Source organism: Haloarcula sediminis (assembly GCF_035656455.1).
Classification (GTDB): Archaea; Halobacteriota; Halobacteria; order Halobacteriales; family Haloarculaceae; genus Haloarcula; species Haloarcula sediminis.
The window spans coordinates 306,826-323,280 of sequence record NZ_JAYMGA010000003.1 but is presented as its reverse complement, the minus strand read 5'-3'; the positions used below and the strand labels follow the sequence as shown (position 1 = coordinate 323,280).

The 16,455-nt window shown below is 66.4% G+C and carries 14 protein-coding genes and 1 tRNA gene; 13 read left to right on the top strand and 2 right to left on the bottom strand.

The genetic code is table 11. The features are described 5' to 3' along the window. Positions 1-279: 279 nt before the first annotated feature. Positions 280-352, bottom strand: a tRNA-Asp gene (locus VJ162_RS08265). 279 nt (positions 353-631) lie between these two features. On the opposite strand from VJ162_RS08265, the gene VJ162_RS08260 reads away from it, so the two are divergent. From VJ162_RS08260 to VJ162_RS08205, 12 genes are all read left to right on the top strand, one after another. Next, complete coding sequence (locus tag VJ162_RS08260; RefSeq protein ID WP_262174929.1) at positions 632-859, top strand: DNA-directed RNA polymerase subunit H; 228 nt, start codon at positions 632-634, stop codon at positions 857-859. Further along, complete coding sequence (locus VJ162_RS08255; protein WP_324663634.1) at positions 859-2,424, top strand: DNA-directed RNA polymerase subunit B''; 1,566 nt, start codon at positions 859-861, stop codon at positions 2,422-2,424. Before VJ162_RS08260 ends, VJ162_RS08255 begins: the two co-directional genes overlap by 1 nt. A 1-nt stretch (position 2,425) precedes the next feature. Then, the gene (gene rpoB / locus VJ162_RS08250) at positions 2,426-4,252 is read left to right on the top strand and encodes a DNA-directed RNA polymerase subunit B (protein WP_324663633.1); all 1,827 of its coding nucleotides are present in this window, start codon (positions 2,426-2,428) and stop codon (positions 4,250-4,252) included. Position 4,253: 1 nt separating this feature from the next. Beyond that, the gene (locus VJ162_RS08245; protein WP_324663632.1) at positions 4,254-7,163 is read left to right on the top strand and encodes a DNA-directed RNA polymerase subunit A'; all 2,910 of its coding nucleotides are present in this window, start codon (positions 4,254-4,256) and stop codon (positions 7,161-7,163) included. After that, complete coding sequence (rpoA2, locus tag VJ162_RS08240) at positions 7,163-8,338, top strand: DNA-directed RNA polymerase subunit A'' (protein ID WP_324663631.1); 1,176 nt, start codon at positions 7,163-7,165, stop codon at positions 8,336-8,338. The genes VJ162_RS08245 and rpoA2 overlap by 1 nt, the downstream gene beginning before the upstream one ends. Next, complete coding sequence (locus VJ162_RS08235; RefSeq protein ID WP_324663630.1) at positions 8,338-8,763, top strand: NusA-like transcription termination signal-binding factor; 426 nt, start codon at positions 8,338-8,340, stop codon at positions 8,761-8,763. Before rpoA2 ends, VJ162_RS08235 begins: the two co-directional genes overlap by 1 nt. A gap of 52 nt (positions 8,764-8,815) precedes the next feature. After that, a complete protein-coding gene (locus VJ162_RS08230; RefSeq protein WP_324663629.1) occupies positions 8,816-9,604 on the top strand; it encodes a methyltransferase domain-containing protein in 789 nt (262 codons plus the stop codon). A 116-nt stretch (positions 9,605-9,720) separates the two neighbouring features. Continuing rightward, complete coding sequence (locus tag VJ162_RS08225; protein ID WP_220589566.1) at positions 9,721-10,149, top strand: 30S ribosomal protein S12; 429 nt, start codon at positions 9,721-9,723, stop codon at positions 10,147-10,149. A gap of 2 nt (positions 10,150-10,151) precedes the next feature. Further along, positions 10,152-10,778, top strand: coding sequence for a 30S ribosomal protein S7 (locus tag VJ162_RS08220; RefSeq protein ID WP_324663628.1), 627 nt, complete (start codon positions 10,152-10,154; stop codon positions 10,776-10,778). 131 nt (positions 10,779-10,909) lie between these two features. Then, on the top strand, positions 10,910-11,506 hold the full coding sequence (locus tag VJ162_RS08215; protein WP_324663627.1) for a biotin transporter BioY: 597 nt from the start codon (positions 10,910-10,912) through the stop codon (positions 11,504-11,506). Continuing rightward, positions 11,503-12,201 (top strand): energy-coupling factor ABC transporter ATP-binding protein, encoded by a 699-nt coding sequence (locus tag VJ162_RS08210; RefSeq protein ID WP_324663626.1) that lies wholly within the window; start codon positions 11,503-11,505, stop codon positions 12,199-12,201. The genes VJ162_RS08215 and VJ162_RS08210 overlap by 4 nt, the downstream gene beginning before the upstream one ends. Further along, positions 12,195-12,902 carry an energy-coupling factor transporter transmembrane component T family protein gene (locus VJ162_RS08205; protein ID WP_324663625.1) on the top strand — a complete coding sequence of 236 codons (708 nt, stop codon included), beginning with the start codon at positions 12,195-12,197 and terminating at the stop codon, positions 12,900-12,902. Before VJ162_RS08210 ends, VJ162_RS08205 begins: the two co-directional genes overlap by 7 nt. Here VJ162_RS08205 and VJ162_RS08200 read toward each other — a convergent pair. After that, entirely contained in the window at positions 12,899-13,648 is a 750-nt protein-coding gene (locus tag VJ162_RS08200; RefSeq protein WP_324663624.1) for a DUF5781 family protein, read from the bottom strand. The genes VJ162_RS08205 and VJ162_RS08200 overlap by 4 nt on opposite strands. 273 nt (positions 13,649-13,921) lie before the next feature. Between VJ162_RS08200 and VJ162_RS08195 the strand changes: the two genes are divergently transcribed. Next, entirely contained in the window at positions 13,922-16,108 is a 2,187-nt protein-coding gene (locus VJ162_RS08195; RefSeq protein ID WP_324663623.1) for an elongation factor EF-2, read from the top strand. Positions 16,109-16,455: the final 347 nt, after the last annotated feature.

The following is a 16,455-nucleotide window of genomic DNA, read 5'->3' as shown; positions in this document are numbered from 1 at the left end:
CCACCCCCTTTGGTGCTGGTGTGATTTGTGTGCTACCGCTCGGCGACGAGACGCCTCGCTGGGGAGCGAGCAATCGCTATGCGATTGCGAGTGTCGAGAGACGCGAGGCGTCTCTCGGAAGTTGCGTTAGAGAGAAAGCGCCCGGAGCGGGATTTGAACCCGGGCAAACGCTCGCTACCGCTCGCGTTTGCGTGATTCAAATCCCTTCGCCTGCGTTTCGACGCTCACGGTAACGAGCACACGCTACGCGGTGCTCGCCGATTTGTTCGCAGTAGAAGACGCCCGGAGCGGGATTTGAACCCGCGTCACGACCGTGACAGGGTCGTATGATGGGCCACTACACCATCCGGGCACGCTGCCTCGCTGCACTCAATCGTATCCCGGTCGTAGTATTAAGGCTTTCCAAAGGACGGCGCCCTGGCATGGGTCCACTTGACGGGACCCAAACGCCTATATCTTGCCTGACCGAACGCCGTGGTAACGCAAGTCCGTCGCCCTCGCAGTGGGGCGGGGGTCCAGTAGCTACTGCAGGCCAAGTTGGTAAGTGTTATTAGGGTCCCGACTATAGCGACCTGTAGTATCTCGTGACAGCCACCTTCTCCAGCCACAGGCCCCACGCACGCACATACACATGGTAGATGTAAGTCAACACGACCTCGTCCCCGACCACAGCGTCGTCGACGAGGCCGACCTCGAAGCAGTGCTCGAAGAGTACGACATCAAAAAGACCGACCTCCCGAAGATCAAACGCGCCGACCCCGGACTCCCGGACGAGGCGGAGGTCGGCGATGTCATCCGTATCGAACGCGACTCGCGAACAACCGACACGGCAGTCGTCTATCGACTGGTGGTCGAATAATGGACACACAGGACCGACGCGCTATATCGCGTGAGTATTTCGCCAAGGAACGGCTCGCCGAACACCACTTCCGCTCGTTCAACGCGTTCCTCGACCGAGGGATGCAGCAGGTGGTCGACGAGAAAGAGACAATCGACACCGACATCGGCGACAAGGAAGGTCAGGAGCCGGTGTGGGTCGAACTGGGCGACGTCCGCGTCGTCACGCCACGGGTGCGGGAGGCCGACGGGAGCGAGGAACTGCTCTATCCCCAAGAAGCTCGCCTCCGGAACATCACCTACTCCGCGCCGGTGTTCATGGAGATGGCCATCGTCCGCGGCGGCGAAGAGGAGCCCGAGGAAGTCGTCGACCGCACCGAGACCAAGATCGGCCGGATGCCCATCATGGTCGGCTCGAACAAGTGCAACATCGCCGGCTTCTCCGACGAGGAGCTCATCGACATCGGCGAGGACCCCGCCGACCCCGGCGGTTACTTCTGTGTCAACGGCTCCGAGCGGGTGCTGATGACCAGCGAGGACCTGGCGCCGAACAAGATTCTGGCCGAGTACGACACCAAGTACGGCGACGAGGTGCAGGTCGCAAAGACCTTCTCCCAGCGCCGTGGCTATCGCGCCCTTGTCCTCTGTGAGCGAACGCGGGACGGGCTGCTGGAAGTCTCGTTCCCCTCTGTCTCCGGTAGCATCGACTTCGTGACGCTCGTGCGCGCGCTGGGCCTCGAATCCGACGAGGAGATCGTCCACCGCGTCAGCGAGGACCCCGAGATCGTGAAGTTCATGCTGGAGAACTTAGAGGAGGCCGAGGTCCAGACGACCGAGGAAGCCATCGAGACGCTGGGCCAGCGTGTCGCCTCCGGCCAGGGCAAAAACTACCAGCTCAAGCGGGCCAACTACGTCATCGACCGGTATCTGCTGCCCCATCTCCACGAGGAGGGCGTCGACGAGGAGGAGGTCCGCATCAACAAGGCGTACTACCTCTGCCGGATGGCCGAGGCCTGCTTCGAGCTGGCCCTGGAACGCCGCGAGGCCGACGACAAGGACCACTACGCCAACAAGCGCCTGAAGGTCAGCGGCGACCTGATGACCGACCTGTTCCGGACCGCGCTGAACAAGCTCGCCCGGGACGTGAAATACCAGCTCGAACGCGCGAACATGCGAAACCGGCAGCTCTCGGTCTCTACTGTCGTTCGCTCTGACGTGCTGACCGAGCGGCTCGAACACCCTATCGCGACGGGGAACTGGGTCGGCGGCCGCTCCGGCGTCTCCCAGCTCGTCGACCGCACCGACTTCATGGGGGTGCTCTCTCACCTCCGCCGGCTGCGCTCGCCGCTCAGCCGTTCCCAGCCCCACTTCGAGGCGCGGGACCTGCACGCGACCCAGTGGGGTCGCATCTGTCCCTCCGAGACGCCGGAGGGTCCAAACTGCGGTCTGGTGAAGAACTTCGCACAGGCGATGGAGCTCTCCCAGGACGTCGAGGACGCCCAGGGACTGAAACAGGAACTTTCGGACATGGGGGTCCAGGGCATCCCCGGTATCGAATCGATCGAACAGCAGCCCGCGGACGACTAACATGAGTCAGAGCCGAGAAGCCAAGGTATACGTAAACGGCAGTCTGGTCGGGACCCATCCCGACCCCGAACAGCTCGCAGAACAGGTGCGCCAGGCCCGACGACGGGGAGACGTCTCCCAGATGGTCAACGTCTCGGTCAAGGGACGCACCGACGAGGTCATCATCAACGCCGACGCCGGCCGCGCGCGGCGCCCGCTGCTCGTCGTCGAGGACGGCGAGCCGCTGATGACCGACGAACAGGTCGAGGCCGTCAAGAACGGTGACCTGGAGTTCGAGGAGCTCGTCGAGCGCGGGCTCGTCGAGTTCATCGACGCCGAGGAGGAGGAAGACATCCTCGTCGGCGTCGACGAGGACGAGCTCACCGAGAACCACTCCCACCTCGAAGTGGACCCGCAGCTGATGTTCGGTATCGGCGCGGGGATGATTCCGTACCCCGAACACAACGCCTCACCGCGGATTACGATGGGGTCGGGGATGATCAAACAGTCGCTGGGGCTGCCGAGCGCCAACTACCGCATCCGGCCCGACACGCGCCAGCACCTGCTGCACTACCCGCAGCTCTCGATGGTCAAGACCCAGACCACCGAACAGATCGGCTACGACGACCGCCCGGCCGCACAGAACTTCGTCGTCGCCGTCATGAGTTATGAAGGCTTCAACATCGAGGACGCCCTCGTGATGAACCAGGGGTCGGTCGACCGCGCGCTCGCCCGCTCGCACTTCTTCCGGACCTACGAGGGCGAGGAGCGACGGTATCCCGGCGGGCAGGAAGACCGCTTCGAGATGCCTGACGAGGACGTCCGTGGCGCTCGCGGCGAGGAAGCGTACACCCATCTCGACGACGACGGGCTGGTCAACCCCGAGACGCAGGTCGGCGAGAACGCCGTCCTGCTCGGGAAAACGTCGCCGCCCCGGTTCCTCGAAGAGCCGGACGACATGGGCGGTCTCTCGCCCCAGAAGCGACGCGAGACGAGCGTCACGATGCGCTCGGGCGAGTCGGGCGTCGTCGACACGGTCACCCTGATGGAAGGCGAGGACGGCTCCAAGCTCTCGAAGGTCTCCGTCCGGGACGAGCGGATCCCCGAACTCGGGGACAAGTTCGCCTCGCGGCACGGCCAGAAGGGCGTCGTCGGCCACATCGCGCCCCAGGAGGACATGCCCTTCACCGAGGAGGGCGTCGTCCCGGACCTCGTCATCAACCCCCACGCACTGCCGTCACGGATGACGGTCGGTCACATCCTGGAGATGATCGGCGGGAAGGTCGGGGCCCTGGAGGGCCGGCGCGTCGACGGGACCGCCTTCACCGGCGAGGACGAGGAGCAGCTCCGTGGCTCCCTAGAGGAGCACGGCTTTGACTCCTCGGGCAAGGAGACGATGTACTCCGGCGTGACCGGCGAGAAGATCGAGGCGGACATCTTCGTCGGCGACATCTTCTACCAGAAGCTCTACCACATGGTCTCGAACAAGCTGCACGCCCGCTCGCGCGGACCGGTGCAGGTGCTGACCCGCCAGCCCACCGAGGGGCGCGCCCGCGAGGGTGGCCTGCGCGTGGGTGAGATGGAGCGGGACGTGCTCATCGGGCACGGCGCGGCGATGGCGCTCAAGGAGCGCCTGCTCGATGAGTCCGACCGCGAGTGGATCAACGTCTGCGGGCAGTGTGGCATGACCGCCGTCGAGAACGTCGAACAGCGACGTGTCTACTGCCCCAACTGCGAGGAGGAGACCGACATCCACGAGGTCGAGATGTCCTACGCGTTCAAGCTCCTCTTAGACGAGATGAAGGCGCTCGGAATCGCCCCGCGGATCGAACTGGAGGACGCAGTCTAGTATGAGCTCACAACAAACACCACAGGAGATCGGGCAACTCAGCTTCGGGCTGATGGACCCCGAGGAGTACCGCGAGATGTCGGCCACCAAAGTGATCACGGCCGACACCTACGACGACGACGGCTTCCCCATCGACATGGGGCTGATGGACCCGCGCCTGGGCGTCATCGACCCCGGTCTGGAGTGCAAGACCTGCGGGAAACACAGCGGCTCGTGTAACGGCCACTTCGGCCACATCGAGCTGGCCGCGCCGGTTATTCACGTCGGCTTCGCGAAGCTCATCCGCCGCCTGCTTCGGGGGACCTGTCGGGAGTGTTCCCGGCTCTGTCTCGACGAGACCGAGCGCGAGGAGTTCCGCGACCGGCTCGGCCGGACGCGGGACCTCGGTCGGGACCTCAACGACGTGACCAAGGCCGCCATCCGACAGGCCCGCAAGAAGGACACGTGTCCGTTCTGCGGCGAGAAGCAGTACGACATCAAACACGAGAAGCCGACGACCTACTACGAGGTCCAGCAGGTGCTCTCGGCGGAGTACCCCGCCCTCATCGCCGAGGCGATGGAGGAGGCCGACGAGCGCATCGCGCCGAGTGACCTCGCCGAGGAGACGGGCATCGACCCGGGCCGGGTCCAGGAGATAGTCAGCGGCGACTTCCGCCCGCGACAGGAGGACCGCCGGGCCATCGAGAAGGCCCTCTCCGTCGACCTGACCGAGGAGGACATGAACAAGCTGATGCCCTCCGATATCCGGGACTGGTTCGAGGACATCCCGGACGAGGACATCGAGGTGCTGGGGATGAACCCCGCCCGCTCGCGGCCCGAGTGGATGATTCTGACGGTGCTGCCGGTACCGCCGGTCACCGCCCGCCCCTCGATTACGCTCGACAACGGCCAGCGCAGCGAGGACGACCTCACCCACAAGCTCGTGGACATCATCCGCATCAACCAGCGGTTCATGGAGAACCGCGAGGCGGGCGCCCCACAGCTCATCATCGAGGACCTCTGGGAGCTGCTGCAGTACCACGTCACCACGTTCATGGACAACGAGATATCGGGCACGCCGCCGGCGCGACACCGCTCCGGTCGGCCCCTGAAGACCCTCTCCCAGCGGCTCAAGGGCAAGGAGGGGCGCTTCCGTGGTTCCCTCTCTGGCAAGCGCGTGAACTTCTCCGCCCGAACGGTCATCTCGCCTGACCCGACCCTCTCGCTGAACGAGGTCGGTGTCCCCGACCGGGTCGCAACGGAGATGACCCAGACGATGAACGTCAACGAGCGCAACCTCGAGGAGGCCCGCCGCTACGTCGCAAACGGCCCCGAGGCCCACCCCGGCGCCAACTACGTCCAGCGGCCCGACGGCCGGCGGCTCAAGGTCACCGAGAAGAACTGCGAGGAACTCGCCGAGAAGGTCGAGGCCGGCTGGGAAGTGTCCCGCCACCTCGTCGACGGCGACATCATCGTGTTCAATCGACAGCCGTCGCTCCACCGAATGTCCATCATGGCCCACGAGGTGGTCGTGATGCCGTACAAGACGTTCCGGCTGAACACGACGGTCTGTCCGCCCTACAACGCCGACTTCGACGGCGACGAGATGAACATGCACGCCCTCCAGAACGAGGAGGCCCGCGCGGAGGCCCGGGTCCTGATGCGGGTCCAGGAACAGATGCTCTCGCCGCGCTTTGGCGAGAACATCATCGGCGCGATTCAGGACCACATCAGCGGGCTCTATCTGCTGACCCACACCAACCCGCAGTTCAACGAGACCCAGGCCCTGGACATGCTCCGGGCGACCCGCATCGACGAACTGCCCGCCCCCGACGGCGAGGACGAGGACGGCGAGGCCTACTGGACCGGTCGCTCGCTGTTCTCGGAACTGCTGCCCGACGACCTGAACCTCGATTTCACCTCCTCGGCCGGCGACAACGTCGTCATCGAGGACGGCCAGATGATCTCGGGGACCATCGACGAGGACGCCGTCGGCGCCTTCGGCGGCGAGGTCGTCGACACCATCGCCAAGGACTACTCCAAGACCCGAGCCCGCATCTTCGTCAACGAGGTCTCCGTGCTCGCGATGCGTTCGATCATGCACTTTGGGTTCTCCATCAGCATCGACGACGAGTCCATCGAACGCGAGGCCGAAGCACAGATCAACGAGGCCATCGAGAACGCCTACGACCGCGTCCAGGAGCTCATCGACACCTACGAGGCGGGCGACCTCGAATCGCTGCCCGGCCGCACCGTCGACGAGACCCTGGAGATGAAGATCATGCAGACGCTGGGCAAGGCCCGCGACTCCGCCGGTGACATCGCCGAAGACCACTTCGACGACGACAACCCGGCCGTCGTGATGGCCGAGTCCGGCGCGCGTGGCTCGATGCTGAATCTCACCCAGATGGCCGGCTGTGTCGGCCAGCAGGCGGTTCGGGGCGAGCGCATCAACCGCGGGTACGAGAACCGCACACTGAGCCACTTCGAGGAGAACGACCTCTCCTCGGACGCCCACGGCTTCGTGGAGTCCTCGTACCGCTCAGGCCTTGGCCCGAAGGAGTTCTTCTTCCACGCCATGGGCGGCCGCGAGGGGCTGGTCGACACGGCAGTCCGTACCTCCAAGTCCGGTTACCTCCAGCGCCGGCTCATCAACGCCCTCTCGGAACTCGAAACGCAGTACGACGGCACCGTCCGGGACACCTCGGACACCATCGTCCAGTTCGAGTTCGGCGAGGACGGCACCTCCCCGGTCGACGTCTCCTCCGGCGCCGAGGGGCCGGCCGTCGACGTCGAGGAGATCGCCGACAGCGTCCTCGACGAGGAGTTCGAGAGCGAGAAACAGAAAGAGAGCTTCCTCGGCCAGACGACCGAGCGGACCAACCTCTCCGAACACGCGGACGACTGGTGGATGGCGGAGGGTGACGACTAATGGTATCAGACGACATCGAGGCCGTCGTCGAGGACACGGAGCTCCCCCGACGGCTGAAAGACGAGGTGTACAGCACCGTCGAGCAGCGCGGCGTCGGCGTCGAGGACGCCGACCGCATCGCCCAGGCCGTCGAATCGCGCTACATGCAGACCCGCGTCGACCCGCTTGACCCGGTCGGGACCGTCTCGGCCCAGTCCATCGGCGAGCCCGGGACCCAGATGACGATGAACACGTTCCACTACGCGGGCGTGGCAGAAATCGACGTGACCCAGGGCCTGCCCCGGCTCATCGAGCTGGTCGACGCCCGGAAGACCCCCGACACGCCGATGATGACCGTCCACCTGGACGAGGAGTACGCCGACGACCGCGAGAAGGCCCACGAGGTCGTCTGGAAGATAGAGGCCACGCGCATCCTCGCGCTGGGTGACATCTCCACGAACGTCGCGGACATGCTCGTCCAGATCGATCTGAACGAGGAGACGCTGCAGGAGCGGTGGCCCACGGTCGACGACACCGAGGCCATCGCCGAGGAGATCGCCGAGACCATCGAGTCGAACCTCGGCGTCAAGACCCGACAGGCCGGTACCGTCGTCGAGTTCGGCCCCGAGGAGCCCAGCTACCGCGACCTGCTCCAGCTCGTCGAGGAGCTGCGCGAGATCGTCTTCAAGGGTATCGACGAGATCTCCCGCGTCGTCATCCGCAAGGAAGAGGTCGAGGACGGCGAGGAGTTTGTCCTCTACACCGAGGGGTCGGACTTCGGCGAAGTCCTCGGTATCGAGGGTGTCGACGCCTCCCGGACCACGTGTAACAACATCCACGAGATATACCGGAGCCTCGGCGTCGAGGCCGCCCGCGAGACGCTCATCAACGAGACGATGAACACCCTCGAAGAGCAGGGGCTGGACGACGTGAACGTCCGCCACCTCATGCTGGTCGCCGACATCATGACCAACGAGGGGACCATCGAGTCCATCGGCCGCCACGGTATCAGTGGCTCGAAGGACTCCGTGCTGGCCCGGGCCGCCTTCGAGGTGACGGTGAACCACCTGCTCGACGCCGCCATCCACGGCGAGGTCGACGAACTGGATGGCGTCACGGAGAACGTCATCGTCGGCAAGCCCATCAAGCTGGGCACCGGCGACGTCGACCTCCGTATGGGCACCACACAGGACTGATGGGCGTCGAGATCTCGGACGAAGCGCGGCGACTGGTCGCCCTCTTCGAGGACGAAGCCGGCGTCACCGTCCGGGATTGCGTCGTCGACGAGGACCACGACCAGGTCGTCTACCTCGTCAAGCGCGGCCAGATAGCCGACGCCATCGGCCCCGGCGGCACCAACGTGGGCCGCGTCGAGGAGCAACTCGGCCGGGACGTGAAACTCATCGAGGACGCCGAGCGGGCCGAGGACTTCGTCGCCAACGCCCTGGCGCCCGCTGCCGTCTACAACGTCACCGTCTCGGAGAACGGCGACACCGTCGCCTACGCCGAGGTCCCACAGGAGGACCACGGCGCCGCAATCGGGCGGGACGGCCGCAACATCGACGCCGCACGCCGGCTCGCACAGCGCCACTTCGACATCGACGGCATCGAGCTGACCTGAGGCGGCCCCGTGTTTTAGGGTCCCGCCGCCCCGATTCCGGCCAGCGACCGCTATGAGCGACCCGATGGAGTACCACGAGCAGGCGGCCCGCCAGGAGGAACGCATCTACGAGACGTCGGCGGCGGCGACCCGGCGCCGGCGAGTCCGGGACCTGCTGGAGCCGGCGACCGGCGACAGCGTCCTCTCGATTGGCTGTGGTCCCGGCTTCGAGCCGGCCGAACTCGCCCCCGTCGTCGGGGAGGCCGGGCGCGTCGTCGGGCTCGACCGGAGCGACACGATGCTGGGGCTTGCGGCCGGCCGCTGTCGCGAGTACGACCAGGCCTCGCTCGCGGCGGGCGACGCCGCCGCGTTGCCGGTCGCTACCGCTTCCGTCGACGCGGCGACCGCCGTCCAGGTGTACGAGTACGTCCCGGACGTGGACAGGGCGCTGGCCGAGCTCAACCGGGTGCTCGCTCCGGCGGGCCGCGCCGTCGTCTGTGACGCCGACTGGGACGCGGCCGTCTGGCGATCGCCCGACCCCGAGCGGATGGCCCGCGTCCTGTCGGCCTTCGACGACCACTGCCCGCACCCGCGGCTCGGATCGCGGCTGGCCCCCAAGCTCCGGGTGGCCGGCTTCCGGGTCGAGGAGGTGGTTCCCACTACCGTCGTCGAGACCAGTCTGGACGAGGACGCCTTCGTCACGCACCTGCTACCGGCCGTCGAGTCCTTCGCGGCGGCCCACGAGGCCATCGACCCGGGCGAGGCCGAGGCCTGGGCCGACGACCTCCGGGCGGCCGACCGGCGGGGCGAGACGTTCTTCAGTTACACGCAGTACCTCTACCGCGTCAGTCCGTCGGCGTAACCGGCCGGTCCGCGCCGGCGACGTGGCAGTGTCACGCACGGGACCGGGACACACAGGGCCGCTGGCGACGACGAAAGAGGAGTCTTAAGTATCTCGGAAGGATACCGACGTGTACTATGGCAAACGGCAAATACGCCGCGCGCAAGCTGAAGAAGGACCGCCAGAAACACCGGTGGTCCGACTCGGATTACGCGCGACGCGAGCGCGGGCTCGGCAAGAAGTCCGACCCGCTTGAGGGCGCACCTCAGGGTCGCGGTATCGTCCTGGAGAAGGTGGGCATCGAGGCGAAACAGCCCAACTCGGCGATCCGGAAATGCGTCCGAGTCCAGCTCATCAAGAACGGCAAGCAGGTCACCGCGTTCTGTCCCGGTGACGGCGCTATCTCCTTTATCGACGAGCACGACGAGGTCACCATCGCCGGTATCGGCGGCGCGAAGGGTCGCGCGATGGGCGACCTCTCCGGTGTCAACTACAAGGTCGAGAAGGTAAACGGCGTCTCCATGCTCGAACTGGTCCGCGGTAACGCCGAGAAACCGGTCCGATAACCATGAGTGCAGACGAAGACACCACCGAGACAGAGGACGTACCGGAAGACGAGGCCGCCGAGGAAGAGGTCGCCCGCGCCGAGTTGTTCGGCGAGTGGTCGGTCACCAACATCGAGTACTCGGACCCCTCGACGGAACGTTACATCACGGTGACGCCGATCGCCCACACGATGGGCCGTCACTCGAACAAGCAGTTCCAGAAGTCCGAGATCAGCGTCGTCGAGCGGCTCATCAACCGCCTGATGCAGACCGACGAGAACACGGGCAAAAAGCAGCTCGCGACGAGCATCGTCAGCGACGCCTTCGACATCGTCCACGAGCGCACCGAGGAGAACCCCGTGCAGGTGCTGGTCGAGGCCGTCGAGAACAGCGCCCCGCGCGAGGAGACCGTCCGCCTGAAGTACGGTGGTATCTCGGTCCCCAAGGCCGTCGACGTCGCGCCCCAGCGACGGGTCGACCAGGCCCTGAAGTTCATCGCGGAGGGCACCTACGGCGGCTCGTTCAAGACGACCACCTCGGCCGAGGAGTCACTCGCTTCCCTGCTCATCGGCGCCGCCAACAACGACGTCAGCACCTACTCCGTCAACCAGAAAGAAGAGAAAGAGCGCGTCGCCGCCGCAGCGCGGTAATATACGCCGTTTTTCTCCTGTTTTCACACACAAAGAGCGGCGGCGCTGGCGCCGACTCGCCCCTCGTCCGGGGCGTATCGCCCGCTCCGTAAACCGCTATCTATTTTGTGGTTGACGAACCACGCCCGGGTATGTCAGGAACGGAGTCGGTCGACCTCGTCGGCGACGAGGCGGTCTCGAACATCGCGCTGGCGGCGGTGCTTGCGGCGCTGACGGCCGCGTTCGCGTACGTCTCGATACCGATACCCGGGCTCCCGGCGCCGGTATCCTTCCAGGTCTTTGGCGTCTACTTCGCCGGCCTCCTGCTTGGGCCGCGGTGGGGCGGGTTCTCCGTGGGCATCTACCTGCTTGCCGGCATCGCCGGGGCGCCCGTGTTCTCGAACGGCGCGGCCGGGCTCGGATACGTGCTGGGTCCGACGGGGGGGTACCTCGTCGGCTTCCTGCTGGCGGCGATACTCATCGGGGTGGTCGTCCACCGCGGACTCGACTCGAAACCGCTCAGCGGGGTGTCGCTGCCGACCCAGGCCGGCGCGCTCGTCGCCGGCCTCGCCGTCATCTACGCCGTTGGCGTCCCGTGGCTGGCCCTCTCGACGGGGCTGCCACCGGTGGAGGCCGCGACCGTCGGGGCCGCGATCTTCCTCCCCGGAGACGCTATCAAGATCGCGGCGACGCTGGCGCTGGTGAAAGGCGGCGTGCTCGCCCGCCAGCAGTCGACCGCTGTGGCATGATAACGGTCGACGCTCTCACGCACCGCTTTGGCGACGCCCTCGCGCTCGATGACATCACGCTCTCGATCCCGGACGGGGAGTTTTGCCTGCTGGTCGGCCCCAACGGCAGCGGGAAGACGACGCTGGTGCGGCACTTCAACGCCCTGCTGGAGCCCGATTCCGGCACTGTCGCGGTTGACGGGACCGACGTGACGGCTGACCCGCTTGCCGCCCGCACGAGCGTCGGGATGGTGTTCCAGGAGCCCCGGGACCAGCTTGTCGCCGCCACCGTCGGCGCCGACGTGGCTTTCGGGCCCGAGAACCTCGGCCTCCCTCGGGACGAAATCGACCGCCGCGTCGCGTCGGCGCTGTCGGCGGTCGAACTCGACGGGCGGGAAGACGACCACGTCGACGCGCTGTCGGGCGGGGAGCAGGCCCGCGTCGCCATCGCCGGCGCGCTGGCGATGGAGCCGACCCACCTCGTGCTCGACGAGCCCTTCGCCGGCCTGGACCTGCGGGCCCGTCGGTCGCTGCTCGCCCGGCTGGACGACCTCCACGACTCGGGGACGAGCATCGTCGTCGTCACCCACGACCTGCGCGACCTGCGCGAACGGGCCGACCGCATCGTCGTACTGACCGACGGCGAAGTCGTCGCCGACGGCGCTCCGGCCGACCTCGCCGACCTCGAACTGTACGGTGTCGACGGCGGATGCTGACCTACCGCCCCGGCGGGACGTTCGCCCACCGGCTCGACGCGCGGTCGAAACTCGTCTGTCAGTTCGGCTTCGCCGTCGCTGCCTTCGCCGGCCCGACGCCGCGACGGCTGGCGGCCCTGAGCGCGCTGGCGGCGTTGGTCCTTGCCGCCGGCCGGCTCTCACCCCTCCGGGTCGCTCGCAGCTACCGCTTCGTCCTCTTCATACTGCTGTTGGGTCCCCTCTCGGCCGCGCTGGCGCTCACGCCCCCGTACGTCGAGTTCTCGCGGGCCGTGGGACCGCTGCTGGCTATCGCTCGCGTCGTCCTCGTGTTGGCCGTCGCGGCCGTCTACGTCCGGACGACGCCGGTCCGGGAGACGCGGGCGGTCATCCAGCGGTACGTCCCCGGGCGGACCGGACAGGCCCTGGGCGTCGGCGTGGGGCTGACCTTCCGCTTTCTCCCCGTCCTCCGGCGGGACCTCCTGACCGTACGGGACGCTATCGCCGCCCGGGGTGGCGGACACCGGTCGGTTCTCGACCGCGCGAAACGCATCGCCGTCGTCGGGTTGGCCCGAGCGCTCTCCCGCGCCGACCGGCTCGCCGTCGCACTCAGGGCCCGCTGTTTCGCGTGGAACCCGACACCGCCCGAGATGGCCCTCTCGGCGCGGGACTACCCGGTGCTGGCGCTGGGGGTCGCACTGGCGCTGTGGCCGCTGGTGATCTAGTCGGCGGCCTGGCCGCTATCGGCCGTCGCGTAGGCTCTGGTGACATCGACCAGCGCCTTCCGGAACTCCGACTCGTCGGGGTCGGGCGAAAGCTCCGCGAAGTACGACTTGAACTCCGCCATATCGATGCCCTCGGCGTCCTGGGCGGCTGCGTGTGCGAGGTCGTACAGCTGGTGGTCTTCGCTCACGAGGTCGTGGCGCTCGACGAGCGCGAGCGCGAACGCGGCGTTGACGGCCGTGATATCGGGGTCGGCGGCGGGGGTCAGCTGCGTCCAGCCGGGCTGGCCCCCCGGCAGGTCCGAGACGGCCGCCGCGAGGCTCGCCTCAAGGAAGCCGACCAGCTTCTCGCCCGAGACCAGCGCCATCCAGACGTCGTCGGCGTAGATGTCTTTCATGTGGTTGGCGATCTGGTAGCAGTGGGTGAGCTTGCGCCGCTCGACGCTGTGGCCAGCCAGTCCGAGGTAGATGGCCTCTTGTGTCGACTGGGTGTGTGAGGGGTGGCCCCGCTCGTTGTGGTGCATGTGGGCGAACTCGTGGAGGGCGAGTTCGCGGGCCATCGCGCTCGTTGCCGCCTGCCGGGAGATCGTCAACTGGTGACCGGCAGCGTCGTGGCTCACGCGCGTGCGCTCGTCGGGGTCCGCACGGACCCGGACCGTCACCGGTCTGTCGAGGTCATACTCCGTCGAGAAGAGGTTCCGCGCGCCCAGAAACGGTTCGGCCGGCCCGCCCTGTACGTGTACGTCCATGTGTGATGTTCACAGGGGCTGGCGGCGTATGATTCTTGCGGGCCTGCTAGCTATTGCCACCCACTCCCCGGCCACGAGCGAACGGTGCACTCGCGCCGTGTTGTCTCCCCCGTCCACGCTTCTGTCCGCACACTGCTTCCACGTCCGCACCGAAACGCCGACAGTCCCCTCACTGGGGTCGTTCCCCGCCGAGTGTCTCCCGTTCGGGTGGCACTGCCACCCTCACGCGGAAACACTATCCTTTTGACCCTGCTGTTGATACGATCCTGTATAATGGGCCGACGCAAAAAGATCGTAGAAGAATGTGAGACACTGATGAGCGACCCGGAGCACATCCGGAACATCGCCATCGCCGCTCACGTCGACCACGGCAAGACGACGCTTACCGACAACCTCCTGGCCGGCGCCGGGATGATCTCCGACGACACCGCGGGCGAGCAGCTCGCGATGGACACGGAGGAAGACGAGCAGGAACGTGGTATCACCATCGACGCGGCCAACGTCTCGATGACCCACGAGTACGAGGACAAGAACCACCTCATCAACCTCATCGACACGCCGGGCCACGTCGACTTCGGCGGGGACGTGACCCGCGCGATGCGCGCCGTCGACGGCGCGCTCGTGGTGGTCGACGCCGTCGAGGGCGCGATGCCCCAGACCGAGACGGTGCTGCGCCAGGCCCTGCGCGAGGGCGTCAAGCCCACGCTCTTTATCAACAAGGTCGACCGCCTCATCTCCGAGCTTCAGGAAGGTCCCGAAGAGATGCAAAAGCGGCTCCTCAACGTCATCGACGACGTCAACGAGCTCATCCGCGGGATGACCGAGGAGATGGACGACATCGAGGACTGGACGGTCTCCGTCGAGGAAGGCACCGTCGGCTTTGGCTCCGCGCTGTACAAGTGGGGCGTCTCGATGCCGTCGATGCAGCGCACCGGCATCGACTTCGGTGAGATCATGGAACTGGAACGCGCCGACAAGCGCCAGGAGCTCCACGAGCGCTCCCCGCTTTCGGACGTCGTGCTGGACATGGTCTGTGAGCACTTCCCGAACCCCGTCGACGCCCAGCCGATGCGTATCCCGCGCATCTGGCGTGGCGACGAGGAGTCCGAACTCGCCGACGACATGCGTCTGGTCAACGAGGACGGCGACGTCGTCCTGATGGTCACGGACATCGGCGTCGACCCCCACGCCGGCGAAATCGCCGCCGGCCGCGTCTTCTCCGGCACGCTGGAGAAAGGTCAGGAGCTGTACGTCTCCGGGACCGCGGGCAAGAACCGCATCCAGAGCGTCGGCATCTACATGGGTGGCGAGCGCGAGGAAGTGGACCACGTCCCCGCCGGCAACATCGCCGCAGTCACCGGTCTCAAGGACGCTATCGCCGGCTCGACGGTCTCCAGCCAGGAGATGACTCCCTTCGAGTCCATCGAGCACATCTCGGAGCCCGTCATCACGAAGTCCGTCGAGGCCCAGAACATGGACGACCTGCCCAAGCTCATCCAGACGCTCCAGCAGGTCGCCAAAGAGGACCCGACCATCCAGATCGAGATCAACGAGGACACCGGCGAGCACCTCATCTCGGGTCAGGGTGAGCTCCACCTGGAGGTCATCGGCCAGCGCATCGAGCGCAACCAGGGCATTCCGATCAACACCGGCGAACCCATCGTCGTCTACCGCGAGGCCCCCCAGTCCAACTCCCGCGAGGTCGAGGGGCGCTCGCCGAACAACCACAACCGGTTCTACATCACCGTCGAGCCCCTCTCCGACGACATCGTCGAGACCATCAAGATGGGCGAGGCGTCCATGGACATGCCCGAACTGGAGCGCCGTGAAGCGCTCCAGGAAGCCGGCATGGACAAAGACGACTCCCAGAACATCGAGCACATCCACGGGACCAACATCCTGCTCGACGAGACGAAGGGTATCCAGCACCTCAACGAGACGATGGAGCTGGTCATCGAGGGGCTCGAAGAGGCCCTCGACGACGGCCCGCTGGCCGCCGAGCCCGTCCAGGGGTCGCTGCTGCGTCTGCACGACGCCCGGCTCCACGAGGACGCCATCCACCGCGGTCCGGCACAGGTCATCCCCGCGGTGCGCGAGGCCGTCCACAACGCCCTCATCGACGCCGACATCAAGCTCCTGGAGCCAATTCAGGAGGTCCGCATCGACGTGCCCAACGACCACATGGGCGCGGCAAGCGGCGAGATCCAGGGCCGCCGTGGCCGCGTCGACGACATGTACCAGGAAGGCGACCTGATGGTCGTCGAAGGCGTCGCGCCGGTCGACGAGATGATCGGCTTCTCCAGTGACATCCGCTCTGCCACCGAGGGCCGTGCCTCCTGGAACACCGAGAACGCCGGCTTCCAGGTCATGGCTGACAACCTCCAGCCCGACAAGATCACGGAGATCCGAGAGCGCAAGGGCATGAAGACGGAGCTGCCCGCGGCTATCGACTACTTCTAAACCACTTTTTACTTCGGGGGGTTCGCTGCGCGAACCCCCCGTTGCAAAAACTTGGGGAAAAACGCGGGAATCGCCTGCGGCGATTCCCGTGAAACCGCGCTCGCTGCGCTCGCGCGGTATGCTCTCTCTCCGCCAGCGGCAGCACTTTTCCGAACGCGTCGGCTGTCACGTTGCCTACAGCTCAACCGACGTCACCAACCCGTCGCCCCGGTTCACGTCGATGGCGGTCGGAGGTGGTTGCGGGGACGCCGCTCGTCCGGCCGTTGTACGTCGTCGACTCGTAGGCTGTCCGCGGTGTTTTGAACGCCCGCGCCGGCGGTGTCGGCGTTCGTGTACACGACGAGCCC